The organism is Streptomyces sp. NBC_00557, assembly GCF_036345995.1.
GTDB lineage: Bacteria > Actinomycetota > Actinomycetes > Streptomycetales > Streptomycetaceae > Streptomyces.
Window position 1 is genome coordinate 235,584 of record NZ_CP107796.1, and the last position, 25,092, is coordinate 260,675.

Consider the following 25,092-nt stretch of genomic DNA (forward strand, 5'->3'; position numbering starts at 1 on the left):
CCGTGGCCGGGCCGGTGTCCTGGGCGCGGGGACGGTGTCAGGCCGCGCGACGCCGTGCGAACAGGACGTTCGCACCGGCGATGATCAGCCCGCCGGCGAAGATCAGCGTTCCCATGACGTTGACCTGCGGGGGCACGCCGGTGCGGCTGGCGCTGTACACCCACAGCGGGAAGGTGACCGTACGGCCGGCGTTGAAGCTGGTGACGACGTAGTCGTCGATGGACAGGGCGAAGCACAGCAGGGCGCCGGAGACCACGCCGGGCAGCAGCATCGGCAGGGTGACCAGCCGGAACGCCGTCCACGGTCCTGCTCCGAGGTCGCGGGCGGCCTCCTCCAGCGTCGGGTCGTGTCCGGCCATGCGGGCCCGTACGGTGATGGCGACATAGGGGATGCAGAAGGCCACGTGGGCGATGAGGACGGTCGCGTAGCCGCGGGGTACGCCGAGGACGATGAACAGCGACAGCAGGGCGGCGCCCAGGGCGATTTCGGGGGCGGCGATGGCGGCGAACAGCAGCAGGTCCACGGAGCCGCGGCCGCGGAAGCGGTGGCGGCCCAGAGCGAGGCCGATCGGGGTGCCCAGCAGGGTGGCGGCCACCGCGACGACCAGCGCGATGGTGAGGCTGTTGACGAGCGCCGAGGTCAGGTTGGGGATGGCGAACAGGTGCCGGTACCAGGTGAGGGTGAAGCCCTGCCAGGTGAAGTTCACCTTGCTGTGGGTGTCGTTGAAGCCGAACAGGACCATGACGGCGATCGGCAGCAGCAGCCAGGCCAGCACCAGCCACGTGCAGACGGTGAGCGTGGGACGGCGGCGCCCTCGGCGGCCGCTGCGCGGCCGGTGGGCGGCGGTGTCCTCTGCGGGGGCGGCGGTGTGCGTGGTCATCGCGCGGCCACCTCCAGCACGTCGTCGGTGCCCAGGGCGCGGGCGTAGGCGAACACGGCCAGCAGCAGGGTGCCCATGAGGACGAAGGACAGGGCGGCGGCGGCCGGGTAGTCGAGGTTGGTGAAGTACTCGGTCTGGATGATGTTCCCGATCATGGTGGTCGAGGGGCCGCCGAGGATGCCGGCGTTGACGTAGTCGGCGGAGGCGGGCACGAAGGTCAGCAGCACGCCGGCGAAGACTCCGGGCAGGGACAGGGGCAGTACGACGCGCCAGAAGGTCTGCGCCCGGGAGGCGTACAGGTCGGTGGAGGCCTCGATCACCTTGGCGTCCACCCGCTCCAGGGCCACGTACACGGGCAGCACCATGAACGGCAGGAAGTTGTAGGTGAGGCCGCCGATCACCGCGTACGGGGTGGCCAGCACGTGGAAGTCGGCGGGCAGCAGTCCCAGGTGCTTGAGCGGGCCGAGCAGGACGCCGTTGTCGGCCAGGACCACGTTCCAGGACTGGGTGCGGATGACGAAGGAGACGAAGAACGGCAGCAGGAGCAGGAAGAGGAACACCGACTTGTGCCGGCCGGCCCGGAAGGCGATCCAGTAGGCCACCGGGTAGCCCACGAGGGCGCAGCCGGTGGTGGCCGCGGCGCCGTAGAGGAGGGAGCGGACCAGTTGCACGTGGTAGGTCTCCACGACGGCCGCGTAGGTGTGGAAGTGGAAGGTCTGGCGGAAGCCGTCGATGAAGTCGCCGGTCTGCAGGGACAGCGACACCATGACGATCACGGGGGTGACGAAGAAGGCGGCCAGCCACAGCCAGCCGGGCAGCACCATCAGATACGGGGCCAGTACCGCGCGGGGGCGCCGTCTGCGGCGGCGGGTCAGGACTGGTAGATCGGTTCGAACAGCGCGTTCCACTGCTTCTCCTCCGCTTCGTCGAGCACCCGCAGGTGGCGCAGCTTGGATTCGTCGGCCTTGGTCGGGAAGACCAGGGGGCTGGTGCTCAGGGACTCGAGCAGGGTCCGGCGCTTGCCGGTGGCGGCGGCCGCGTCGTGCGCGATGACCGCCCGGGCGTCGGGGACGGGGGTGACGAACTGCACCGTCTCGCTGACCCTCGCGGCGACCTCGGGCCGGTAGACGTAGTCCATGTAGGTCAGGGCGTCGACGGGGTGGGCGGCCGTCGAGGGGATGCAGAGGTTGTCGGTCCACAGCAGTCCGCCCTCGTCGGGGACGACGAACTCCAGCCGTGAACCGCTCTGGTTGGCCTGGAAGACGTCACCGGAGTACACCAGCGAGGCGTACAGGTCGCCGCGTTGGAGGGAGGACTGGTAGGTGGCGGTGCTGTAGGAGCGCACCAGGCCGGCGTCGCGCTGCCTGCGCAGCCAGGCGGCGGCCTTGCGCCAGTCGGCGTGGGTGGACTTCTCCGGGTCGACGCCGATGGCGAGCAGGGCGATGTTGCCCATCTGCACCGCGTCGTTCCACATCCCGATCTTGCCGCTGAGCTTCGGGTCGAGCAGGTCCTGCCAACTGGTGATCTTCCGGCCCACCTTGGCCGGGTCGTAGCCGATGCCGGTCATGCCGGACTGCCAGGGCACGGTGTAGACGTTGCCGGGGTCGAAGGAGGAGTTCTTGAACGCGGCCCCGCCGTACCGGGCGAAGTGGGGCAGGCGGCTGTGGTCGAGCGGGGCTAGGTAGCCGAGTTCGATGTACTTGGTGAGGTAGCTGTCGCCGCCGACCACCATGAGGTCGTAGCCGATGCCCTGTCCGGAGGCGAACTCCGGCTGGATCCTGCCGAACCAGGAGGCGCTGTCGTCGATCACCTCGTCGTAGGCGATCTTGATGCCGGTCGCGCGGGTGAAGGCCGCCAGGGTGGGGTGCCGGCTCTGGTCGCCGGGGTCGGTGTCGATGTACTGGGTGTAGTTGGCGAAGCTGAGCCGGCCCTTCTTCTTGCGTCCGGTCCAGAAGCCGTCGACGGCGGCGGCTATCTCGGCGGCTGTGCGGGGTACGGGCTTGCGGGCGCCCGGCACGCTGCACGCGGCGAGCGGGGCCAGGGCGGCGGCGCCGAGTGCGGCGCGCAGCAGACCGCGCCGGGAGCAGCGGCGCTCGGTCAGTCCGCGCAGCCAGGGCGCGGAGGGTGTGGGCTGCAGGGGCATGGTGGGTCGACCTGTCGTCAGCTCGGGGTGAGGGAACCGGAGTCGGGGGTGACCCGGCCGGTGGTGGCGGGCGGGGCCGGGGCGGCGGGCGCGGTGCCGAGCGGGTAGGAGTGGGCGGTGGCCCAGGACAGCCAGACGGTGTCGCCGCGGGCCGGCGCCACGCCGGCGGTGCCGTCGTTGGGCTGGAAGACGGTCATCTCCGCGCCGGTGCTCGTGGCCACCGTGTAGCTGGTGGAGGTGCCCAGGTACACCACCTCGCGCACGGTCCCGCGGACGCGGCTGGCGGCGCCGGCCGGGTCGCTGGTCAGGGTGATCTTCTCCGGCCGTACGGTGATCTGGACGTCCGCTCCGACGCCGGGCGCGGCGGACGCCGGGACGGTGATGCGCTGTCCGTCGCCGAGGTCGATCACCCCGCCCTCGGGTCCGGTGCCGGTCAGGCGCCCGCTGATCAGGTTCGAGGTGCCGATGAAGCCGGCGACGAACGCGGTGGCGGGCCGCTCGTAGACCTCCTGCGGGGAGGCGACCTGCTCGATCAGGCCGCCGTTCATCACCGCGATCCGGTCCGACATGGTCAGCGCCTCGGCCTGGTCGTGGGTGACGTAGACGAAGGTGATGCCCACCTCGCGCTGGATCCGCTTGAGCTCCAGTTGCATGGACTGGCGCAGCTTCAGGTCGAGTGCGCCGAGCGGTTCGTCCAGGAGCAGGGCGCGCGGGCGGTTGACCAGGGCCCGCGCCAGGGCCACGCGCTGCTGCTGGCCGCCGGAGAGCTGCCGGGGGCGCCGGTCGGCCTTGTCGGCGAGTTCGACGGTGGCCAGGATGCGGTCGACCCGGTCGTGGATCTCGCCCTTGGCCACACGCCGGCGGCGCAGCCCGAACGCCACGTTGTCCGCGACGCTCAGGTGCGGGAAGAGCGCGTAGGACTGGAACACCATGTTGATGTCCCGCTTGTTGGGCGCGACGCCGACCATGTCCCGGCCGTGCAGCAGGATCTGCCCGCTGCTCGGCTCCTCGAACCCGGCGATCATCCGCAGGGTGGTGGTCTTGCCGCAGCCGGAGGGCCCCAGCAGGGAGAAGAACTCCCCTTCGGCGATGGCGAGGTTCACCCCTCGCACCGCCGCTGCGTCGCTCGCGCCGCCGAAGTCCTTGACCAGGTCGACGAGGGTGATGGCCGGGCCTGCGGCGGCTGGTGGCGGCGAAAGGGTGTCGGTTGCCATCGCGGAGACCTCCGGAATTCGGATGGGAGAGGAGCGGGCGGCCGTTCGGCGGGGCGTGGGGGGACGGCCGTCCGGAAGACGGCGGGCGGATGCGATCCGGCGAGGATTGATAACGTTACCAACGCGGTCGTACCTTACCCACGGCCCGACGTCCCGCGTCAATGGTTGAATGGCGCTGAATTCCACCGCCCCGTTGCCCGGGGTTCGCCGGGCCGACATGGAGAGAGCCGGACATGCCTCCAGAAGCGCAGCCGCGGCGACGCGTGACGATCCCGGACGTCGCCCGGCACGCCGGCGTGGGACAGGCGACGGCCGCACGCGTCCTCGGCGGGTACGGCTCGGCGAGCGCGGCCACCCGGGAACGGGTGCTGGCCGCCGCCGCCGAGCTCGGCTACAGCACCAACGCCGTGGCCCGCAGCATGATCAGCGGCCGCACCGACACCCTCGGGGTGGTCGTCGCCGACGTGGAGAACGCCTACTTCGCCCGCGCGGTGCGCGGCATCTCCGACGTCGCGGCCAAGGCGGGGCTGCAGGCCATCCTCGCCAACAGCGACGAGGACAGCGACAAGGAGAAGGCCGCGGTCCAGCTGTTCATCGAGCGTCGCGTGGACGGACTCGTGGTGGCACCGGCCGCCACCGACGACGCACACCTCGCCCGGGCCGTCTCGGCCGGCATCCCGGTGGTCCTGCTCGACCGTGTCCTCACCGGAGCCGCACTGGACACCGTGGTCGTCGACAACCGGGGAGCGGTCAAGGCGGCGGTGACCCGGTTCACCGATGCCGGACACACCCGCATCGCGGTGATCACCTCCGCCATGCCCGGCGACGACGGCGCCGGCCTCGCGCCGGGCGCGGACATCTGGACGACCACGGAACGCGTCGCCGGCTACCGCCAGGCCCTGCGCGCGGCCGGCATCCCGCGCTCGGCGGAACTGATCCGGCACACCGGCTATGACCGGGCCTGGGCACGCTCGGCCGTACTGGAACTGATGACCTCGGCCAACCGCCCCACCGCGCTGTTCACCACCGACAACGTGGCCACGCTCGGCACCCTGGACGCCCTGCTCGACCTCGACGCCCGCATCCCCGGCGACGTCTCGGTCATCGGCTTCGACGAAGCGGAGTGGACCACACTCATCCGGCCCCGGCTCAGCGTGGTCAGCCAGCCCGTGCAGGAACTCGGCGGACTGGCCGCGGACATCCTCGTCCGCCGCATCAACGGAGCCACCGCCCGCCCCCGCCGGCACACCCTGCACACCACGTACATCGACCGCGAGTCGACCGGCCCGGTCCCCGCCCGCGTACGACGCCTGCGCGCCCCGGTGCACCGACCCTGACACGACGACGGCGCCCCCGACCGGTCGGCGGGCGCAGCGCGGACGCTGTGCGCGGCACGCGTCTCCAGCCGGACGCGCGCGGTCTGCGGTGACCCGGCACACCGTAGAGCGGTTCCGCCACCGCCTCCGAGGAAACCTTTTGCGTATGCCTCCGTCCGGATGTTGAGGTGGCCCGGTGACCGACCACGGTGAGGCGGCGGGTCTCCGGCCGTTGACACTGGCTTGGGTGAGCCGGCATCTGGAGGCCGGCGAACGGATCGTCGGAACCGGCGTGCTGTACGGCGGCATCACTGCGGAAACGCGGAGGCTGACCATCGGCACGCGGGAGGGAGGCACCCGTGACCTGGTGCTGCGGACCTACGTCGACCCGTTCTACGTGGCGCGCGCCGAGGACTGGCTGAGCAGGGAGGCCTGCGCCCTGACCCTGCTCGCGGGGACCGGCGTGCCGGCTCCTGAACTGGTGGCGGTCGATCCGATCGCCGCGCACTGCGAGTATCCGTCGCTCCTGATGACGCATCTGGCGGGCCGGACGGTCCTCGGCGACGAGGGAGTGGAGACCCGCGTGCTCCTGCTGGCCCGTCAGCTCGTGGCGATCCACGCGTTGCGGCCCGCCGAGCGGCCCCGCAGGTATGTGACGTTGACGACCGCCGACACCGTCGTGGTCCCGAAGGGCGCCGACACGGCGGCATGGGCCGCGGCGATCGACGTGATCCGCGAGCCCGCGCCGCCCTGGGAAGGGCGATTCCTGCACCGGGACTTCCAACCCGGCAACGTGCTGTTCGACGTACCGCCCTCGAGGCCGGCGGGCGTCCGGATCACGGGGGTCGTCGACTGGGCAGCGGCCTCCTGGGGCCCGGCGGATCTCGATGTGGCGCACTGCTCGACCAATCTCGCGCTGCTGCACGGCCCGGGGTGGGGCGAGCGGTTCGCCGAGGCGTACGAGGAGGCCGGCGGGGTGCCGGCGGCGGCCGCGAGCGAGCGGCTGTACTGGCGGGTGCGGGACGCACTGGCGTGCTCGGAAGAGGTTCAGTCGGTGGCGCGGTCATGGCGGGAGGCGGGGAGGACAGAGCTGACGGCGCGAATCGTGGAGGAGCGGCTGGATGCCTATGTCACCGCCCTGATGGACGCACTGGGCTGAACCCCAGCGGCCTCGGGCGCGGGGTGCAGTGCCGGGCGCCGGGTCCGGCTGCCGCGTTCGGGGCGGAGCCCCATCGCACGCCCGCACCGGGGCCGGGCACGGGTTGGTTCCTGCTACAGGGGTGTCGCCAGACCCGGCCTGCCAGAGCCGTGTGCAGAGAACCCTGGGTGCATGGTTCGCAACCCTGCTCGTGCGGGGCGGGCGCGGAGGTCGGGAACTGGGCTTCCCGCGTGGGTCGTACCGGACAGCGCCGCTCCTCACGGCTGCGGGTTCCTCGATCTTGGGCATTCGTAGATCACTGATCTTCAGTCGCTGCCCAGGAGGAAGCATCGATGGCCGTACCGACGCGCCCCGTTCGCCGTGCACATCGAGAACGACGGTTCGATCTGCGCGCGACCGCGCTCTTCTTCGCACTGCTGGCGATCATCTTCTGCGTCCTGGCGTTCTTGGTGCGCACCGCGGCCGGCATCGTCGAGCGACGCCCGCTGTGGGCCGTGGCCCTGGCTCTGCTCGGCCTCGCGGGCGCCTTGGTGTCCCGGTCCCGGTGGCGCAAGGCGTCTTTCACGCGCTGCGCCGGCCGGGCCACCCGGGCGCTGGAGGAAGCAGCCGAGCTGGCGTCGGACGACCTGCGCGAGACGGCGGTCGTCGAAGCCGGTCGGCCGACGGTTCCGGTCGGCGGGCCGGAAGAGCACGCGGCCGGCGCGGTGACGACGCCCACGTGCGCCTGCCTGGCCGACCCCACCGGCCTGGACCCCGACGACTTCGAGCGAGCCATAGCCCACCTGTGCGCCGACAGCGGCTGCCGAGAGGTGGAAGTGGTGGGAGGCGCGGGCGATCTGGGGGCGGACGTCGTCGCGGTCACGCCGGACGGACGGCGCCTGGTCATCCAGTGCAAACAGTACGGCGACGGCCACAAAGTCGGCTCACAGGAGGTGCAGCGCTTCGGGGGCACCTGTTTCACCATTCACGAGGCCGATGTCGCGGCGCTCGTCACGACGAGCCGGTTCACCGAACCCGCTCTGGAGTACGCGCGGCAGTGCGGAATCGTCTGCGTGGACGGCCCCGGCCTCGCGGCATGGTGCCACGGCACCGGCCCGAGCCCGTGGCAGCCCACCGGCACCGGGTCCTGAGCCGGGCCCGGCCCGGCGACACGGGAGTGACGCGCTGCCGGGACAGTGAGCAGACAACTGCCACATGGAAGGCGCCGGCGTGGGCACCAGTGATCACACTCCGGCCTCTGGAAAGGAGATCCTCGTGCACAAGGGAACGCACAAGGGAAAGTGGATCACCGGTGGCGCCCGCAAGGAACTGGCGGAAGTCTTCGCCAGGGAATACAAGGAGGGCCGGTCGATCCGGGCCATAGCCGAGGCACACGGCCGGTCCTACGGCTTCGTGCACCGCGTGCTCACCGAAGCGGACGTGCCGCTCAGGACCCGCGGGGGCGATGTGCGCACCGGCAGCACCGGGCAGGCGCGGTGAGGACCGCCGCGCCTGCGCGGCCTTCTCGAGACGACGGCGGCAGGGACAGTGCACACGGTGACCCCGCAGGGGCGGACGAGAGCCGCCGGACCCGGTGAAACGGCCGCCTTTCCGACAGGGCCTGTCGCTGCGCTGCTGCCTGCACAGAGTGGGACCGAGCGCGGACCCGCCTGCGCCCGGCACAGCCACCCGGACCTGACAAGCCTGACCGCCAAGGGCCCGGAGCGAACGCGCTGGTGACGCCGCGCGTGTCACGGCCGGACTCCCCCGGCCGTCAAGAAGCCGGTGCACGACGTCATCCACAGCAAGTCGGAGTGCTCCGGCCAGACGAGCGACCACACCCCGCAGGTGGTCCGCAAGTGACGCATCGGCCCGTGGACCGACGCAGGCGAGAAATGAGGCGCTGATCACCCGTACGGCCCCGCATACGGCTGCGCTGCCCGGGCAACCGGCGACGTGTCCCGGCGCGCCTTCCATCGCGGTGTTCCGGGGAGGTGGGTGCCGTGGCCGAGCCCCGAGCAGGCCGCGGCGCTCACCTCGTCATGGCACGGCCCACTTCGCACCCGCCCTGGGAGGCACCATGCACCCGACCGACGAGCGCCCCCATCCGCGTACCGGACGCCTGCACCTCGACCAGACCATCCACGTGGTCGTCAGCGCCACGGAGGCCCTGCCGGTCACGGTCCGTTTCACCTATGACGCCGCCGATCCGCTCGCCGTGCGCATGGACTTCACCGGTTGCGCCGACGTGCTGGCGCCCTGGGTGTTCTCCCGTGACCTGCTGTTCGCGGGCCTGCGCGGGTCGTCCGGCGTCGGCCACGTGCGCGTCTGGCCCGACCGCCGCCGACACGGCGCCGGGTCGGTCCGGATCCTGCTGAGCGACACGGAGGGTACGGCCATGCTGCGCGTGCCGGCCGCCCCGTTCGAGGAGTGGCTGACGAAGACCTACTCGGTCGTACCCGCCGGCACGGAGGGGGATCACCTGTACTGGGACGACGTCGTGCGGGAGTTGCTGCGGAATGACTGAACGGCCCCCGTGCGCCGTCGCAGGTCCGTGGGCGGTCAGGACGCAAGGTGTGCGAGGAAGTCCCGCAGCGCGGCAGCCACGGCGCCGGGGGCTTCGGCGGGGAGCAGGTCGCCGACGTCGGGGACGGTGATCAGGGTTGCGTGCGGGATGTGCGGCAGGAGGTACTCGCACAGCACGGGCGGCGGTTCCACCACGTCCTTCTCCCCGGCCGGCACGGCCACCGGCACGTCGATGGCGGGTACGGCGCCGGTGATGTCCTGGCGACTGGCCGTGCAGTACCGGATCATCGCTCCGGACCTGCGCACGCGCCACCTGCACCCCGGCCGCGGCGCACTGCGCTGCCCGGATGACCGTACCTTGCACCTCTCCAGCCCCGGCTCTGAACGCTGAGTAGGCCGCTTGACGCCGGCAGCGACGACGGCCGCATGCGTCCGCGCTGCGTCGACGCCGCTCGGCGGTGGAGAAAACAGGCTGGCGGGCTGCCGCGCCGAGTTGCGACGATGCAGTTGTTTCCCATACGGAGGGGCGATTGTTCGTTTTCGTTTGTGCGCGGTGCGACGCCGAGCTGACCGTCCCCTTGTCCCAGGTCTCCCTTCCGGTTCACGCCCGTCAGACGTACGGGAACGGGGCCCAGCTTCCGGTGCTCATGGAGTCGGGGACGTTCGCCGTGGACCCGGACCCCTGGGGCGGGCCCTGGCGGATGTGGGACGAGATCGATCCGGGCGAGGCGGAGGCGCGCGGCATCTACGCGCCGGTCCACGCGCTGTCCGACAGCAGGTCCGGGGCGATTGTCATCGCACCCGGCGATGTCCGGGGAACCCGGCTGATCCCCGAGAGGTGCGGCGGCGCCTGCTGTGGCCTCAGCGGAGCCGACGGGCCCAACATGGCGTGCGAAGCCTGCGACCTGCCTGTGGCAACCAGGGTCGACGACTGCTCGCTCTGGCAGGCAGTACGGCTCAGCTCGGACGCCGTGCGCCGCGTCCCCGTCGACGGCGTCCACGCTGCGCCGCTGTCCTGGGCGGAGCTGACGGAGAAAGGGGAGAGCACGCCCCCGTTCGAGCCGATCGCCACATGGGGAGGACGGTTCGGGTCGAGTCACTACTGGTCGTGGAGTCCGCGATGGGAGGCGGCAGCGGGCCAGGCGCTCGCCCACCTGCTCGTGGCCTCCGCAGGGCAATCGGTAACGGTCCCGGACGGTCTGACGGCGGACATGTTCCAACGCGCACTCGACACCCTGCTGCCCGCCGGCCCGCCGACGCGGCGCGCCGTCCTGGCTGGACCAGGAGAACCCTCCCCCGACGCGGACGTCGACATCCTGCTCGTACCGGTCCATCCCCAGACGGGCGAGACCTGGTCCCCCGCCGACCGGGCTGCATCGGCATACCCGGTGCCCCTGCCGCTGGGGGTGTGGCTGTGGCTGGTCTCCCCCCAGCCGTACTTGCCGGTTCCCGCGTCGGGCGGGATGCCCCACGACGTGCTCCGCGACGACCCGCTCCCGCCGCGCCCCCACTACCTGTTCCGCGTCGACCGGGGAACGTTCGAGCACACCTTGGTCCGGCTGCCGGCCGTTCGCAGCCCGTGGATGCGTACCGTCCTCCAGAAGCTCTCGCAGGACAGACCGGCCGGCATCTTCTAGGCCTTGGCTCTCCTGCGCCGTCATCTGCTGGAGGTGGCGCTGCCGGTACGGGTCGGCGACGACGTGGGAGCGGTTGACTGACGCCATGCCGCTGCAAGCGGTGCTGGATGCGGCTCGCGAGCCGCCACCGAGCCTGCGCTTTTCTCGGCGTGTCCCCGTGCTCTGCGGTGTCCGTGGCGGTTCGCGGGTCCGCTTCGACGCCGCGACCGGTGACGAAGGCTTCCGCTGATGCTCGTACACTCACGACGTGGCATTCATGAGCACCCCGCACTGCTGCTTCCTGTGATCGGAAGGCGTTGAGGGCGATGCCGGACGGCGTCGCCCTCCTTGGTGTGCCTGCTGAGTGAACCACGCTCGCGACGCTGCCCGTTCCCTCGCTGAGGCAGTGACGGTCTGAACGCGTGGTGCAGGCACGGTCTCTTCCCGTCATCCGCCCTCAGGAGTGCCTTATGCCCGTGTCGCTTCCCCCTGCCCTTGAACTGTCCCTCGACCTGCTGCGCTGTCCGACGTGCCGCACGCGCCACCTGCACCCCGGCCGCGGCGCACTGCGCTGCCCGGTGGGCCACACCTTCGACATCGCTCGCCACGGCTACGCCGGCCTGCTGACGGGCAACCGCGCCACCAGCGGCGACGACGCCGCCATGGTCCAGGCCCGGAACCGCTTCTTGTCCACCGGCGCCTACGCGCCCCTCCGCGAGGCCGTGGGCCGCCTGGCGGAGGGCACCGTGGCTGAGAAGGCCACGGTGGTCGACGTGGGGTGCGGCACGGGCTACTACCTGGCCGGCGTCCTCGACCAGCTGCCCGGTGCCCGTGGTCTGGGGCTGGACACATCGGTGCGCGCGCTGCGCTCGGCAGCTCGTGCCCACCGCCGAGCCGCTGCGGTGGCCTGGGACGTCTTCCGTCCCTTCCCGCTGGCCGACGGGGTGGCCGATGTCGTGCTGGACGTGTTCGCCCCGCGCAACCCGGCCGAGTTCCACCGGGTGCTGCGCCCGACCGGCCGGCTGATCGTGGCCCGTCCCAGCGAGCGGCATCTGGCCGAGCTGCGCGAACGGTTGCCTGCCATGGTCACGATCGACCCGGCCAAGGAGCAGCGCCTGCACCGGGCACTGGGCCCCTTCTTCGAGGCCACCGGCACCGAGGAGGTGGAGTACCCCGCGAGCCTGACCGGGCTCGATGCCCGGGACCTGGTGGCGATGACGCCGAGCGCACGCCACGTGAGCCGAGCAGACCTCAGTGGTGATGGCCTCCTGCCCATCCAGGTCACCGTCTCGGTGCTGGTCACCGCCTACCAGCCTCGGTGGCCAGGAGCGGGCGCATGCTCCTGCTGACGGACGGGCCGTGGGCACGGCCGGCGCCCTGCCTACCGCACAACGCAGCCAAGGCAGGGCGTCCGTTCACCGACCAGCGTCGAGAGATCCGCCCCCGCGAGACGTTCGGGGCCTGGCAGACGGTGTGGTGGCGGCGTGCGCGTGGTGGGGGCGGACGCGATCGGCAGGGTCGACCGGACGGTCCCGGTCGACGTGACGATGGACCTGGCCCGTCTGCACCCTGACCGTGCGACCTCCGCGGCTGCCTCGCCCCGTGTGCCGCCACCCCGGCGTCGGCCTGTACGTCGGCGAGCGCAAGGGCGAAGGCGGCATGCGGCGCCGCTGCGGGGAAGCGAGGCTACTTCAGGCCGGTTTCGGCGCAGCTCGCCTCGTACTTGGGGGTGCAGATGTCTGCGACGGAGTAGACGCCGTCCGCGACCACCGTGCTTTTGACGTTGTCCTTCGTGAGTGCCACCACCGGCAAGAGCAGTGCGGGAATCTTCTTCGTCGTCGGGCTGTCGACGGTGTCGCGAGTGAGCGCGTCGAACTGGATGTCCTTGCCCTGGACCTTGTCCACCGCCATCTGTGCGGCGCCTTCGGCCTCGTCGAGGAACGATTTGTACACGGTCATGTACTGTTCGCCCGCAACGATCCGCTGCACGGCGTCCAGATTTGCGTCCTGCCCGGTCACCGGTGGCATCTCGGTGACGCCGGCCTTCTTCAGCTGGTCGATGACGGCGCCGGCCATGCCGTCGTTCGCCGAGTAGACGGCGGCGATGTTGTTCACCCCGATCGACCGGATCGCGTCCTTCATGTTGGCTCGGGCCACCGCGGGCGACCACTTGGCGGTGTCGTACTGCTTGGCGATCCGGGTCTCGCCCTGGAGTTCGCCGAGGGCGCCCTTTTCGAACTGTGCTGTGTTCGGGTCGGCGGGGTCGCCGTTCATCATGACGATCTCGCTGTGCGCGGCCTTCGGGCCGAGTGCCTGGATGATGGCGCGGCCCTGTACCTGGCCGACGAGTTCGTTGTCGTGCGAGACGTAAGCGTCGATCGGCCCCTGGGCAAGACGGTCGTAGGCGATGACGGGTATGCCCGCGTCCGCGGCCTTCTGTACGTCCGGTGCGATGGCCTTGGCATCCACCGGGTCCACCACGATGACGTCGGCCTTCTCGTGCACCATCTGCTGGAACTGTCGAGACTGCGTGGCCGTGCTCGCCTCGGCGTTGGCGTAGAGGACCTTTCCCTTGCCGTGCGTGAGGGAAGCGACCTCCTTTTTGAAGATGGGGTGGTCGGACTTCTCGAAGCGTGCCGTGTTCCTGTCGGGGAGAAGCAAGCCCACCGAGATGCCGTCCCCCTTCTTCGAGGATGCCGAACTGCCGCTCCCGACTGCGCTGCCGGTCACTCCGCATGCGGTGAGTGCGAGGGCCGACGTGGAGGCGGCCAGAGCGACCGCGACATGACACGCGGCGGTCCTGTGGTTGGCGGGGGTGTTCACATCAGGTGCCTTCCGAGACGGGGATCATGGCCACCCAAGCACGGATGCACAGACGGCGACGTCGGCGGAGCCCAACGTCTAGGGATTGCACGGGGGTTCCACACGTGACCGTCACATCTCGGCCTGCTGAACTGCCGTGGAAGTGTTCCTGCATGTCAGGTGTGAGAGCCGGTCACGCCTGACGTCCGGGGCGGCGCCGCCCTTCGGACTGCGGTTGCTGCGGCTCGCGGACCGGCCGCACCGCGAGGTCTCCGTCCGTGGCCGGTCGCGCCGGACGCGGCCCGCCGCGGACGGCCAGTGGTCCCTCGGGGTTCAGGAACCGGCTGCGTTGTATGCGCCGGCTGCCTCCTTGCCGTAGTACGGGTGGTACTCGTAGTCGCCGGCCCCGATGCTGATGTTGCCGATCTGCATGCCGGTGCCGTTGCCGGCGTCGAAGCGGGCCAGGAAGGGGCCGCCGCTGGAGCCGCCCGTCTGCACGCAGTCGATTCCCCAGATGCCGCCGCCGCCGTGCCCGCTCTGGAAGACCTCCGTGCCGGCGCACCAGTTCATCTGCTCGCCGCCTCCCTCGGCCGCGGAGCCGCCGTAGCCGAAGGAGTAGACGTACTGTCCGGGCGTCTGGTCGAAGCCGATGCCCTCGCCGCCCACCGTGTCCACCAGCCTGCGGCCGTTCACCGTGCCGACCGTGGCGAAGGCCGCGTCCCAGGCCGCGTCCGCGTCGCCGATGCGCTGCGGTTCCCAGTGCAGGGAGGTCGCGGCGAAGGTACCGAAGGGGCGGTTGCCGTGGTCGTAACCGGGGATGAAGACCCAGTTCGTGTACGCGGTGCCGTCCGTGTCCACGACGCAGTGGCCCGCCGTGGCCACGACGGACTTGTTGCCGCTGTTCACCGCGTCGCCACTGCAGGCGTACGTGCCGCCGTTCTTCGGGTTGGTGAAGAAGACCTTGCCTGCGGTGGTGGAGATCAGGCCGCCACCGGTCCAGCGCTGCGGCGCGGAGGCCGCGATGTGCGCCGTGTGCCCGACACGGTCGCGGGCCCGGTCACTCCTGGGCATCGCCGCCGGAACGGAGAAGGGGTGGGAGAGATGTCCTGGCGTGCCGGTGCCAGTGCCGTGCCGACCGGCGGCGGTGGGGGCCGCCGTGTCGAGGTCGACGGCGTGTGCCAGGCGGTCGGGGGTCCAGAACTTCAGGGCGGCGGCCTGTCGCACGGCGCTGACGCGAGCCGATGAGGCGGGAGCCGGCCGGGCGGAGGCCTGGGGTGCGGCCAGCGCCAGGGACGCGCTCACTGCTACGAGGGCGGCCAACCGCCCTGCACGACGTGGTGACAACGTTTACCTCCTGGAGCTCCGACAACGTTGTCGGAGGAAATGTGGGGTCCATTCGGCGAAGGCGTGTGCGGCGGGCGGGCCGGCCGACGGCGGCCGGGAGCACGCGACGTCGCGCCCTCGGCGAGGCGCGGTGTGCAGGATCATCGAGATCAGAGCATGGTCATGTCAATACTTGGTCTGGTCCTTTGGCCGGAAGGCACCCCTGTCCGAAAACCTGCTCCCGTCGGGTCACGTGCGCGACGACGGTGAGGCGAGGGCTGCTCACCTCGCCCTCCGGGCACCTCAGCCGACAGGGTGCCCTTCCCCCAGGGCCGTGTCGGCACCAGCAGCACCAGGCCCTTGGGCGTCGACGACCGGACAACAGCCCACTGCGGCGCGCAGGTTCGCCATGCGGCGGCACCGCGCCGCGGCTCTGGACAGACGTATCAGTCCGTGCTGTCATGCCTACGTCACGATTCTCCAACGTTGTACGCAACACCGCACGCCGCTCGGGCACAGCGGGGTGAGACAACGTTGTCGCACGCTCACGCCCAGACGCACACGCACCCCGCCCCGCGAGCGCCGGAAGGCAGGTCGACCGCATGTCCGTCAGCAGAAGAACGCTCCTCGGTGCGGGCGCCCTGGGCCTGGGCGCCTCAGCTCTCGGTGCGCCCTTCGCCCGTGCCGTGCAGGCGGCGCCCCGACCGAGCGCCGCGAGCCCGGTGCCCGACCGCTTCCGGAGACTGCCCCCTGGCAGCGTCACCGCGCACGGCTGGCTGGCCGGCCAGCTCAGGCTCCAACTCGGCGGTCTGTGCGGCCAGTACGAGCGCATATCCCATTTCCTCGACTTCTCCTCCTCCGGCTGGGTGCACCCGGAGAACGGCGCGTGGGAAGAGCTGCCGTACTGGCTGCGGGGCTATCTGCCGCTGGCGATCGCCACCGGCGACGAGACCGCGCTGGCACGTTCGCGTACGTGGGTCGACGCGATCCTGGCGACCCAGGACAGCGACGGTTTCTTCGGGCCTCGCGCCCTGCGCACTTCGCTGAACGGGGGCCCAGACTTCTGGCCTTACCTGCCGCTGCTGCAGGCCCTGCGCACCCATGAGGAGTATTCCGGGGACCAGCGCGTGCTGCCGTTCGTCACCCGCTTCCTGCGCTTCATGAACGCGCAGGGGCCGGGCGCCTTCAACTCCGGCTGGGTATCGTACCGTTGGGGCGACGGCCTCGACGTCGTCACCTGGCTGTACCGCCGTACCAGGGAGGGTTTCCTGCTCGACCTGGCCGCCAGGATGCACGCCTACGGTGTCGACTGGACCGGCCCGACACCGACCCGCCACAACGTCAACATCGCCCAGGGGTTCCGGGAGCCCGCCCAGTACGCGCAGCTGACCGGGTCCGCCGACCTCACCCAGGCGACCTACCGCGCCTACGACGCCGTCATGAGCGGGTACGGCCGGTTCCCGGGCGGCGGGATGGCCGGTGACGAGAACTACCGTCCCGGATTCGGCGACCCCCGGCAGGGCTTCGAGACCTGCGGAATCGTCGAGTTCATGGCCAGCCACGAACTGCTCACCCGGATCACCGGCGACCCCGTGTGGGCCGACCACTGCGAGGAACTGGCCTTCAACATGCTGCCGGCCGCCCTCGACCCCGAGGGAAAGTCGACCCACTACATCACCGGCGCGAACAGCGTCGGCCTGGACAACCGGCCCAAGACGCAAGGGCAGTTCCAGAACGGCTTCGCCATGCAGGCGTTCCAGGCCGGCGTCGACCAGTACCGGTGCTGCCCCCACAACTACGGCATGGGCTGGCCCTACTTCACGGAGGAACTCTGGCTCGCCTCTCCCGACAGGGGCCTGGCCGCCGCCATGTACGCCCCGAGCACGGTCCGAGCCCAGGTCGGCCACGGCACGACGGTGACGCTGACCGAGGAGACCGGCTACCCCTTCAGGGACACGGTCACCCTGTCCCTGTCCACGCCGCGACCCGTGTCGTTTCCTCTCCGGATGCGGGTGCCCGGCTGGTGCACCGATCCCGAACTGCGGGTGAACGGCACACCGTTCCCCGTCCAGGGCGGCCCCTCCTGGGCTCGCGTGGAGCGCACCTGGAGGGACGGCGACGTGGTCCTGCTACGGCTGCCCCAGCAGGCCCGGCTGCGGCACTGGCCCGATCAGCACCACGCCGTCAGCGTCGACCGGGGCCCGCTGACCTACTCCCTCCGGATCGGCGAACGCTACGACCGCTACGCGGGGGGCGACGCCTTCCCCTCCTACGAGGTCCACGCGACCACGCCGTGGAACTACGGCCTTCTCGCGGACACGGAGCTCGACGTCACCGAGGTCTCCGGGGACGTACCGGACCAGCCCTTCACCCACGGCACCACGCCGCTGCGGATCTCCGCCCGGGCCCGGCGGATCCCCGAATGGATCGCGGACGACGAGCACGTCGTCGCCCCGCTGCAGGACGGGCCCGCCGCGAGCGACTCCCCCGTGGAGACGGTCTCGCTCGTGCCGATGGGTGCGGCACGGCTGCGCATCACCTCCTTCCCGGTGGTGGCGGCCGGTGGCCGCAGGTGGGTCCCGGAACCGCCCTTCCGCAGGATCCTCAACAAGAACAGCGGCAAGGTCCTCGCCGTGGACGGCATGTCGACCGAGAACAGCGCCCGGGTCGTCCAGTTCGACAACACCGGAACCGGCGATCACGCCTGGCAGCTCGTCGACAAGGGTGACGGCTGGTACCTGATCCGCAACGGAAACAGCGGCAAGGTGCTGGGCGTCGACCGCAGGTCGACCGAGAACAGCGCGATCGTCGTGCAGTACGAGGACAACGGCACCGCCGACCACCTGTGGAGCCTGGTGGAGGACGGCACCGGCTGGTACCGCATCCGCAACAAGAACAGTGGCAAGGTGCTCGGCGTGGACCGCATGTCGACCGAGAACAGCGCGCAGGTGGTGCAGTACGACGACAACGGCACCGCCGACCACCTGTGGCGGTTCCTCTGACCGACGCGTCGGGGCCGGCCTGGGGGCGGTCGCCGTCCGGCACCGGCCGCGCCGGCGTCGGTCGCAGTACCCCGCACGCCGACCGGGTGTGCCGCGCGACTCCGATCGGGTCCGCGCCCCCATGAGGCGGCGGACGTGTCCGTATCTGTGGGATACGTGGCCGGACAGACATGGCGGGCGACGACTCCACCCGAAGAGCATGGTGCTGCGCCGCAGATCCCCGCAGCGCACCCCGACGGGAAGAGGTGGCAGGCCATGACCACGGACACGACCCTTGCGGCCGGCATCCCCGTACCCGACACCAAGCTCGCTAGCGAGGCGACCGAACTGGTCCGGGACACCACCAGCGAGCTCATCTTCCACCACTCTCGCCGGGTGTACTTCTTCGGCAGCCTCCAGGGGCGCAACCGGGGCCTCAGCTTCGACCCGGAACTGCTGTACATCGCCGCCCTGTTCCACGACCTCGGCCTGAACGAGCAGTTCCGCTCCGGTGGACGCCGCTTCGAGGTCGACAGCGCCGACGAGGCCCGTCGTTTCCTGCAGTCGTACGGCGTGCCCGAGGACAGCGTGCGGCGGGTGTGGACGGCCATCGCGCTGCACACCACCCCCGGCATTCCCGCGTTCATGGAACCGGAAGTCGCGCTCATCACGGCAGGCGTCGAGTACGACGTCCTCGGTATCGGGTACGCGGACATCTCCGACGCGGACCGGCAGGACGTCGTCGCCCTGCACCCCCGTCCCGGCTTCAAGCGGCGCATCCTCGCCGCCTTCACCGACGGCATCCGGTCCAGGCCGGAGACCACCTTCGGCAACGTCAAGGCCGACGTGCTCGAGCACTACGTGCCCGGTTTCCAGCGCGGGGACTTCGTCCGCACCATCCTGGACTCCCCGTGGGCGGAGTAGCCGGCCCGGCCTCCGGCGACGTCGTCGTGATCGTGGCCTTCGACCAGGTGCAGCTGCTGGACGTCGCCGGGCCGCTCGAGGTCTTCACGACCGCCAACCGCTGCGGCGCCGGATACGACGTACGGGTCGTCTCCCCCGACGGCCGCGACGTGGTCACGTCCTGCGGGTTGCGGGTCAGCGTCGACGCCTCCTCCGAGCAGCTTCCCGGGAACCCGCACACGCTGGTCGTTCCCGGCCGCAGGGACTGGCGGCACGCGACGGCCGACCCCGGCCTCGTCCCGCTCGTGGCCGCACTCGCCGCTCGCACGCGCAGGGTGACCTCGGTCTGCGCGGGTGCTTTCGTACTCGCGCACACCGGGCTCCTGGACGGCCGGCGCGCCACCACCCACTGGGAACTGGCACCTCAGCTGGCGTCCGCCTACCCGGGGGTGCGGGTGGAACCCGACCTGGTCTTCGTGCGCGACGGGCACCTCGTCACCTCGGCGGGCGTCACCGCGGGCATCGACATGGCGCTCGCCCTGGTCGAGGAGGACCACGGCGCCGACGTCGCCCGCGACGTGGCACGCCAACTGGTGGTCTTCATGGCACGGCCGGGCGGTCAGTCGCAGTTCAGCGTCCGCATGACTCCGCCGAGCCGGCATCCGCTGCTGCGCCGGGTGATGGACGAGGTCACCGCGGACCCGTCGGTCCCCTCCGGCATCGACGCACTCGCCGCGTCCGCGGGCGTCAGCACCCGGCACCTGACCCGCCTGTTCCGCCGGGAAACGGGCATGACGCCCGGGCAGTACGTCGACGCCGTCCGCCTGGAGGCCGCCAAGGCCCTGCTGTCCTCGGGCACCGCCTCGGTGGAGGAGATCGCGCAGCAGGCCGGTTTCGGATCCTCGGAGACCATGCGACGCGTGTTCCAGAACTCCCTGGGTGTGTCTCCCACCGTGTACCGGGCCCGCTTCCGCACCACCGGCGCCGGCGCCTGACCCGTTCGCCGAACAGAGCAGGCACCGCAGGCTCCGGGTGCCCTGAGCCGAGCGCCTTCCCGGCACGCCGGCGCGGTCCGCTGTGCGGGCTGCCGTCCTCGCCGCCGCCGTCAACGAGTGGTTGTGCGGTACTGGTCCGACGACAACTCGAACACGCGTACTCGCCGACCGCAGGTGGGATTGACGGTCTCACGGACCGGGCGCATCCCCAGTTTGTCCGCGATCCGTTCGGAGGCGTCGTTGCCCACTTGAACGATACTGACGATCCGCTCCAGCCCTCGCTCCTCGAATCCGAACCTCACAGCGGCGGCAGCGGCCTCGGTGGCCAGGCCCTGCCCCCAGTGGGAACGTCCCAGCCGCCAGCCGACCTCGACCGCCGGCAGCAGTTCCGGCAGGAAGCCGGGCACCGACAGGCCGGTGAACCCGGCCAGCTCGCCTGTGGACCGGATCTCCACGGCGAAGAGGCCGAAGCCCTGTGCCTCCCACTCGCTCTCCCATGCCCGGACTTTGCTGCGGGTCTGCTGTTCGTCAAGGACGCTGCCGTCGCGGATCCATCGCATGACCTCGGGGTCGGCATGGACGGCGGCCATGGGCGCAATGTCTTCCTCGCGCCAGCGGCGCAGGATCAAACGGGGAGTCTCCAGCGTGACCATCCGATCATTCTGGATCAGCAAGAGGCGCTCCGCCATCCTCACCAGCCACGTCCGGTACACGCCCTCGGACTTGACTTTCCCTTTCGGCGACGCACTCTGACGTGTCGTCAACGCCGCCCGGCGTGACGGCCCGCGAGCCGGCCTCAGCCGTCTCGACTGCTTCGCCCCGCCCCATTGTGTTGGGCCTTGTGTCCCTTTACTGTTCGACTTTGCCTGAGTCTGTTTGGTGCTGATTGCTCAGTTTCCCTATGGAGGCCGCAGTGCGGAGTCATCGGATCGGCCCAGAGGTGGAAAGACCCGGTCGCCGTCACCGACGGAGGGCACTGCTCGCGGCAGCCGCGACGATCGCCCTGGTCGCGGGCGTGACCGCGCCCGCTGTGGCACAGGACGCCGGCGGGCGGGCATCCGCCGCCGCGCCGGCCGCCGGTCCGCAGGCGCACACGGTGACCCTCGACGGCTACTCGTTCCTCGTCGACGGCAAGCGCACCTACCTGTGGTCCGGCGAGTTCCACTACTTCCGGCTCCCCAGTCCGGACCTGTGGCGCGACATCTTCCAGAAGATGAAGGCCGCCGGGTTCAACGCCACCTCGCTGTACTTCGACTGGGGATACCACTCGCCGAAGCCGGGTGTGTACGACTTCAGCGGGGTGCGTGACGTCGACCGGCTGCTCGACATGGCCCAGGAGGCCGGGCTGTACGTCATCGCGCGCCCGGCCCCGTACATCAACGCGGAGGTCGACAGCGGCGGCCTGCCCGGCTGGATGACCACCAAAGCCGGACACAACCGCAGTGACGACCCGCAGTTCCTGAAGTACGCGGACGAGTGGCTGACACAGATCGACCGGATCATCGCCCGCCACCAGCTGACCAACGGCACCGGGCCGGTCATCGCCTACCAGGTCGAGAACGAGTACTACAACGGCTCGGCCGCGGGCCGCTCCTACATGAAGCACCTGGAGGACAAGGCCCGCGCCGACGGCATCACGGTGCCGCTGACCGGCAACAACAACGGCACCTTCAACTCCGGTACCGGCGCCCTGGACGTGGACGGCCCGGACTCCTACCCGCAGGGCTTCAACTGCTCGAACCCCTCCAAGTGGAACGGCGTCCCGGACATCAGCTACGACCACCCGGCCGGCAAGCCGCTGTACTCGCCGGAGTTCCAGGGCGGTGCCTTCGACCCGTGGGGCGGACCCGGCTACGACAAGTGCGCCCAGCTCATCAACGACAGGTTCGCCAACGTCTTCTACAAGCAGAACATAGCCGTCGGCGCCACCGCGCAGAGCTTCTACATGACCTACGGCGGCACCAACTGGGGCTGGCTGGGCATGCCGGAGAACTACACGTCGTACGACTACGGAGCGGCGATCCGCGAGAACCGCCAGCTCGACCCGAAGTACTACGAGGACAAGCTGATCGGGTACTTCACGCAGTCCGTCGCCCCGCTGACCAAGACCGAGGCGATCAGGGCCGTACCGCCGGACGACTCCTCGGTCGTCGACACCGCGCGGATGAACCCCGGCACCGGGACGCAGTTCCACGTCCTGCGGCACGGGAACTCCACGTCCACGGCGGTCGACAAGACCCACATCTCGCTCGACTTCAACGCCCGGCCGTCCGCGGACACCACCTACACCTGGGACGACCCCGACTCCGCGCTGCAGTACACCGGTTCGTGGTCGCACGTGGCCGACCAGAGCTACACCGGCGGCGACTACAAGCACACCGAGTCGTTCTCCAACAAGGCCGGCGACTCGGTCACCGTACCCTTCGACGGCACCGCGATCCGCTGGATCGGCTCGAAGACCGACAACCACGGCTACGCCGACGTCTACCTCGACGGCACGAAGGTGGCGACGGTCGACGACTCCGGCGGCGAGAGCCAGGCGGTGATCTTCCAGAAGACCGGCCTGACGCCCGGCGCGCACACGCTGAAGATCGTCGTCGACGGCAAGCACGGCTCGGGGTCCACGGACGACTACGTGTCCATCGACGCCATCGACGTGCCGACCGCCGCGACGGCGACCCCGACCTACCCGGTCGTGCCGCAGCAGCCCGGTACCGCGATCACGCTCGACGGGCGCGACTCGCACGTGCTCGTGGCGAACTACCGGCTCGGGGACTCGCAGTTGCGGTACTCGACGTCGGAGATCATGACCCACGCGGCCATCGGCAACCGTGACGTCGCGGTGCTCTACGGCGACTCGGACAGCGACGGCGAGACCGTGCTGCGCTACTCCTCCAAGCCCACGGTGACCAGCAGCGGCAGCACGGTCACGACCACGTGGGACGCGGCCACCGGTGACCTGCGGCTGAACTACACGCACAAGGGCCTGATCCGCATCGGCATCACCGGCGGCGGAGCGCGCCCGCTGCTGCTGCTCGCCGGCGACAAGGCGACGGCTGAGACCTTCTGGCGGCAGGACACGGCGGCCGGCCCGGTGCTCGTGCGCGGCACCCACCTGCTGCGGACGGCGACCAGCGCGGACGGCGGCCGCACCGTGGCGCTCACCGGCGACAACGCCGACGACAAGAACATCGAGGTGTTCACCTCGGCCGACCACGTCACCTGGAACGGCAAGGCCGTGGACACCCGGGCCACCGGCACGGGGAGCCTCACCGGGACGATCCCGGTGGCCGCGCCGGTCCACCTGCCCACGCTGACGGGCTGGAAGCACGCCGAGGAATCCCCGGAAGCGGCCCCCGGATTCGACGACTCCGGCTGGCAGGTGGCCGACAAGACGACCACCAACAGCGTCTCCGGCGTCAACTCGCTGCCGGTCCTCTACGCGGACGACTACGGGTTCCACACCGGCAACACGTGGTACCGCGGCCGCTTCCGCGCCACCGGCAAGGAGAACGGCGTCCATCTGGTCTCGGACTCCGGTGGCAAGGCCCAGGCGTTCTCCGCCTGGCTCAACGGCACGTTCCTGGGCAGCTCCACCACAGGCAGCGCCGACTTCGCCTTCCCGGCCGGTTCGGTGAACTCCGAGGGGGACAACGTCATCTCCGTGCTCACCGTGAACATGGGGCACGAGGAGGACTACAACTCGACCAACGGGAACAAGACCGCGCGCGGCCTGACCAGTGCCTCCCTCCTGGGGGCACCGCTGACCGGCGTCACCTGGCGGGTGCAGGGCGTACGGGGCGGTGAGGACCTGCAGGACCCGGTGCGCGGCCCGCTCTCGACCGGCGGACTGTACGGCGAGCGAGCCGGCTGGTCCCTGCCGGGCTACCCGGACGACACCTGGAACCGGGTGTCGCTGCCGACGACCGACACCCGCCCCGGGGTCTCCTGGTACCGCACCGACGTCGCCCTGGACCTGCCGCACGGCCAGGACACCTCGCTCGGGCTGACGTTCACCGACGACCCGTCACGCAAGTACCGTGCCACGGTCTTCGTGAACGGATGGCAGGTCGGCAACTACGTCAACTACCTCGGCCCGCAGCACACCTTCCCGGTCCCGGACGGCATCCTGCATCCGAACGGCCGGAACAGCATCGCCGTCGCCGTGTGGAACCTGGACGGCAGCACCGGCGGGCTCGGCAAGGTCTCGCTCGTCGACTACGGCAGCTACGCCTCGTCCCTGCGCGTCGCGCAGAACGACAGCCCCCGCTACGACCACCGGAAGTACGCCATGCCGAAGCGCCCCGGAGTGGATGTCACCCTGGGCGTGCCGAACACCGCGCAGTCGGGACGGTCCTTCACGGCCGAGGCGACGGTCAGGGTGCCGAAGGACCGGCCGTCGGCCTCCGGGCTGACGGCCTCGCTCTCCACGCCCGACGGCTGGAGCGCGCGGGCCACGAGCCCCACGTCGCTCAGGCGGCTGCAACGGGGCGAGTCGGCCACCATCACCTGGACGGTCCAGCCGCCGGCCGGGACGCTGCCGTCCGCCTCCGCGCTCACCGCCACGGTGCACTACCGGCAGAGCGGGCAGCAGTCCGCCGGGGGTGACGAGCGCATCGTCGGCGGGATCCCGCCGGCTCCGCCCGCCGGGAAGAGCGCGGTGAGCGACCTGCCGTTCCTGTCGTCCACCAACGGGTGGGGTCCGGTCGAGCGCGACACCAGCGTCGGCGAGCAGGCCGCCGGGGACGGCCGTCCGATCAGCATCGCCGGCGTCGGGTACGCCAAGGGTCTCGGCACCAACTCCGTCAGCGACGTCGAGTTGTACCTCGGCGGACAGTGCTCGCGGTTGACGGCGGACGTCGGCGTCGACGACGAGACAGGTGGTGCCGGAACCGTGGCCTTCTCCGTGATCGCCGACGGCAGGACCTTGGTGACCACACCGACGCTCCGCGGCAAGCAGGCCGCGGTGCCGATCGACGTCGACGTCAGCGGCGCCCAGGTCGTCGACCTCAGGGTCGGTGACGCCGATGACGGCAACGGCAACGACCACGGCGACTGGGCGAAGCCGACGCTGACGTGCAGCTAGATCCGGAAAGGGGAGTTCCATAGGCCGGTCGGGTACGGGGAGCGGGGATCGGGTACGGGCCCGGCCTCTCGCCGGCTCGCCCCTCCCCTTCCGCCGGTGCCGCAACGGTCCGCGTCCTCTCGGGCCGGAGGGTCAGCCCGGCGCGGTGCCTGATCCGCCGGCCGTACGA

Annotated in this window: 19 protein-coding genes; 11 read left to right on the forward strand and 8 right to left on the reverse strand. The window is 70.8% G+C overall.

Annotated features, from left to right (window positions below; translation table 11 throughout):
- Positions 1 to 37 precede the first annotated feature (37 nt).
- From OG956_RS01130 to OG956_RS01145, 4 genes are read right to left on the reverse strand one after another with little or no spacing between them, the layout of a single operon-like run.
- Positions 38 to 880: an ABC transporter permease gene (locus tag OG956_RS01130; protein WP_330336010.1), complete on the reverse strand. Its 843-nt coding sequence runs from the start codon at positions 878 to 880 to the stop codon at positions 38 to 40.
- Complete coding sequence (locus OG956_RS01135; protein ID WP_443065659.1) at positions 877 to 1,704, reverse strand: ABC transporter permease; 828 nt, start codon at positions 1,702 to 1,704, stop codon at positions 877 to 879. The genes OG956_RS01130 and OG956_RS01135 overlap by 4 nt, the downstream gene beginning before the upstream one ends.
- A gap of 47 nt (positions 1,705 to 1,751) precedes the next feature.
- Positions 1,752 to 3,023 (reverse strand): polyamine ABC transporter substrate-binding protein, encoded by a 1,272-nt coding sequence (locus OG956_RS01140; protein ID WP_330336012.1) that lies wholly within the window; start codon positions 3,021 to 3,023, stop codon positions 1,752 to 1,754.
- A 17-nt stretch (positions 3,024 to 3,040) separates the two neighbouring features.
- Complete coding sequence (locus OG956_RS01145; protein WP_330336013.1) at positions 3,041 to 4,237, reverse strand: ABC transporter ATP-binding protein; 1,197 nt, start codon at positions 4,235 to 4,237, stop codon at positions 3,041 to 3,043.
- A gap of 233 nt (positions 4,238 to 4,470) precedes the next feature.
- Between OG956_RS01145 and OG956_RS01150 the strand changes: the two genes are divergently transcribed.
- From OG956_RS01150 to OG956_RS01170, 5 genes are all read left to right on the forward strand, one after another.
- Positions 4,471 to 5,574, forward strand: coding sequence for a LacI family DNA-binding transcriptional regulator (locus tag OG956_RS01150; RefSeq protein ID WP_330336014.1), 1,104 nt, complete (start codon positions 4,471 to 4,473; stop codon positions 5,572 to 5,574).
- A gap of 175 nt (positions 5,575 to 5,749) precedes the next feature.
- Complete coding sequence (locus OG956_RS01155; RefSeq protein WP_330336015.1) at positions 5,750 to 6,712, forward strand: phosphotransferase family protein; 963 nt, start codon at positions 5,750 to 5,752, stop codon at positions 6,710 to 6,712.
- 332 nt (positions 6,713 to 7,044) lie between these two features.
- Positions 7,045 to 7,842 carry a restriction endonuclease gene (locus OG956_RS01160; protein ID WP_330336016.1) on the forward strand — a complete coding sequence of 266 codons (798 nt, stop codon included), beginning with the start codon at positions 7,045 to 7,047 and terminating at the stop codon, positions 7,840 to 7,842.
- Positions 7,843 to 7,966: 124 nt separating this feature from the next.
- Positions 7,967 to 8,191, forward strand: a complete 225-nt coding sequence (locus OG956_RS01165) for a helix-turn-helix domain-containing protein (RefSeq protein ID WP_330336017.1) — start codon at positions 7,967 to 7,969, stop codon at positions 8,189 to 8,191.
- A 580-nt stretch (positions 8,192 to 8,771) separates the two neighbouring features.
- Positions 8,772 to 9,218: an SsgA family sporulation/cell division regulator gene (locus OG956_RS01170; protein ID WP_330336018.1), complete on the forward strand. Its 447-nt coding sequence runs from the start codon at positions 8,772 to 8,774 to the stop codon at positions 9,216 to 9,218.
- A 35-nt stretch (positions 9,219 to 9,253) separates the two neighbouring features.
- Here the strand turns inward: OG956_RS01170 and OG956_RS01175 are convergent, their stop codons facing one another.
- The gene (locus tag OG956_RS01175; RefSeq protein WP_330336019.1) at positions 9,254 to 9,523 is read right to left on the reverse strand and encodes an alpha/beta fold hydrolase; all 270 of its coding nucleotides are present in this window, start codon (positions 9,521 to 9,523) and stop codon (positions 9,254 to 9,256) included.
- Between the two features lie 224 nt (positions 9,524 to 9,747).
- Here OG956_RS01175 and OG956_RS01180 point away from each other — a divergent pair, with 224 nt between their 5' ends.
- Together OG956_RS01180 and OG956_RS01185 are read left to right on the forward strand one after the other, a co-directional pair.
- On the forward strand, positions 9,748 to 10,854 hold the full coding sequence (locus OG956_RS01180) for a hypothetical protein (RefSeq protein WP_330336020.1): 1,107 nt from the start codon (positions 9,748 to 9,750) through the stop codon (positions 10,852 to 10,854).
- Between the two features lie 449 nt (positions 10,855 to 11,303).
- Complete coding sequence (locus OG956_RS01185) at positions 11,304 to 12,182, forward strand: methyltransferase domain-containing protein (RefSeq protein ID WP_330336021.1); 879 nt, start codon at positions 11,304 to 11,306, stop codon at positions 12,180 to 12,182.
- A 337-nt stretch (positions 12,183 to 12,519) separates the two neighbouring features.
- Here the strand turns inward: OG956_RS01185 and OG956_RS01190 are convergent, their stop codons facing one another.
- On the reverse strand, positions 12,520 to 13,656 hold the full coding sequence (locus OG956_RS01190) for a sugar ABC transporter substrate-binding protein (protein WP_443065514.1): 1,137 nt from the start codon (positions 13,654 to 13,656) through the stop codon (positions 12,520 to 12,522).
- Positions 13,657 to 13,968: 312 nt separating this feature from the next.
- The gene (locus tag OG956_RS01195; RefSeq protein WP_330336023.1) at positions 13,969 to 14,937 is read right to left on the reverse strand and encodes a trypsin-like serine peptidase; all 969 of its coding nucleotides are present in this window, start codon (positions 14,935 to 14,937) and stop codon (positions 13,969 to 13,971) included.
- A 623-nt stretch (positions 14,938 to 15,560) separates the two neighbouring features.
- On the opposite strand from OG956_RS01195, the gene OG956_RS01200 reads away from it, so the two are divergent.
- The 3 genes from OG956_RS01200 (at position 15,561) to OG956_RS01210 (ending at position 19,837) form a co-directional block, all read left to right on the forward strand.
- Positions 15,561 to 17,960, forward strand: a complete 2,400-nt coding sequence (locus tag OG956_RS01200; RefSeq protein ID WP_330336024.1) for a beta-L-arabinofuranosidase domain-containing protein — start codon at positions 15,561 to 15,563, stop codon at positions 17,958 to 17,960.
- A 255-nt stretch (positions 17,961 to 18,215) separates the two neighbouring features.
- Positions 18,216 to 18,863 (forward strand): HD domain-containing protein, encoded by a 648-nt coding sequence (locus OG956_RS01205; RefSeq protein ID WP_330336025.1) that lies wholly within the window; start codon positions 18,216 to 18,218, stop codon positions 18,861 to 18,863.
- The gene (locus OG956_RS01210; protein WP_330336026.1) at positions 18,851 to 19,837 is read left to right on the forward strand and encodes a GlxA family transcriptional regulator; all 987 of its coding nucleotides are present in this window, start codon (positions 18,851 to 18,853) and stop codon (positions 19,835 to 19,837) included. Before OG956_RS01205 ends, OG956_RS01210 begins: the two co-directional genes overlap by 13 nt.
- A gap of 110 nt (positions 19,838 to 19,947) precedes the next feature.
- On the opposite strand, the gene OG956_RS01215 is transcribed toward OG956_RS01210, so the two are convergent.
- Complete coding sequence (locus tag OG956_RS01215; RefSeq protein ID WP_330342698.1) at positions 19,948 to 20,490, reverse strand: GNAT family N-acetyltransferase; 543 nt, start codon at positions 20,488 to 20,490, stop codon at positions 19,948 to 19,950.
- 362 nt (positions 20,491 to 20,852) lie between these two features.
- Here OG956_RS01215 and OG956_RS01220 point away from each other — a divergent pair, with 362 nt between their 5' ends.
- Positions 20,853 to 24,923 carry a beta-galactosidase gene (locus OG956_RS01220; RefSeq protein ID WP_330336027.1) on the forward strand — a complete coding sequence of 1,357 codons (4,071 nt, stop codon included), beginning with the start codon at positions 20,853 to 20,855 and terminating at the stop codon, positions 24,921 to 24,923.
- The last annotated feature ends 169 nt before the right edge of the window (positions 24,924 to 25,092 follow it).

Excerpts from the sequence above, each read along its gene's own strand:
- OG956_RS01215 (WP_330342698.1), bottom strand. The coding sequence starts at position 20,490 with ATGGTCACGCTGGAGACTCCCCGTTTGATCCTGCGCCGCTGGCGCGAG.
- OG956_RS01200 (WP_330336024.1), top strand. The coding sequence starts at position 15,561 with ATGTCCGTCAGCAGAAGAACGCTCCTCGGTGCGGGCGCCCTGGGCCTG.
- OG956_RS01170 (WP_330336018.1), top strand. The coding sequence starts at position 8,772 with ATGCACCCGACCGACGAGCGCCCCCATCCGCGTACCGGACGCCTGCAC.
- OG956_RS01150 (WP_330336014.1), top strand. The coding sequence starts at position 4,471 with ATGCCTCCAGAAGCGCAGCCGCGGCGACGCGTGACGATCCCGGACGTC.
- OG956_RS01160 (WP_330336016.1), top strand. The coding sequence starts at position 7,045 with ATGGCCGTACCGACGCGCCCCGTTCGCCGTGCACATCGAGAACGACGG.
- OG956_RS01205 (WP_330336025.1), top strand. The coding sequence starts at position 18,216 with ATGACCACGGACACGACCCTTGCGGCCGGCATCCCCGTACCCGACACC.
- OG956_RS01185 (WP_330336021.1), top strand. The coding sequence starts at position 11,304 with ATGCCCGTGTCGCTTCCCCCTGCCCTTGAACTGTCCCTCGACCTGCTG.
- OG956_RS01140 (WP_330336012.1), bottom strand. The coding sequence starts at position 3,023 with ATGCCCCTGCAGCCCACACCCTCCGCGCCCTGGCTGCGCGGACTGACC.
- OG956_RS01135 (WP_443065659.1), bottom strand. The coding sequence starts at position 1,704 with ATGGTGCTGCCCGGCTGGCTGTGGCTGGCCGCCTTCTTCGTCACCCCC.
- OG956_RS01130 (WP_330336010.1), bottom strand. The coding sequence starts at position 880 with ATGACCACGCACACCGCCGCCCCCGCAGAGGACACCGCCGCCCACCGG.
- OG956_RS01145 (WP_330336013.1), bottom strand. The coding sequence starts at position 4,237 with ATGGCAACCGACACCCTTTCGCCGCCACCAGCCGCCGCAGGCCCGGCC.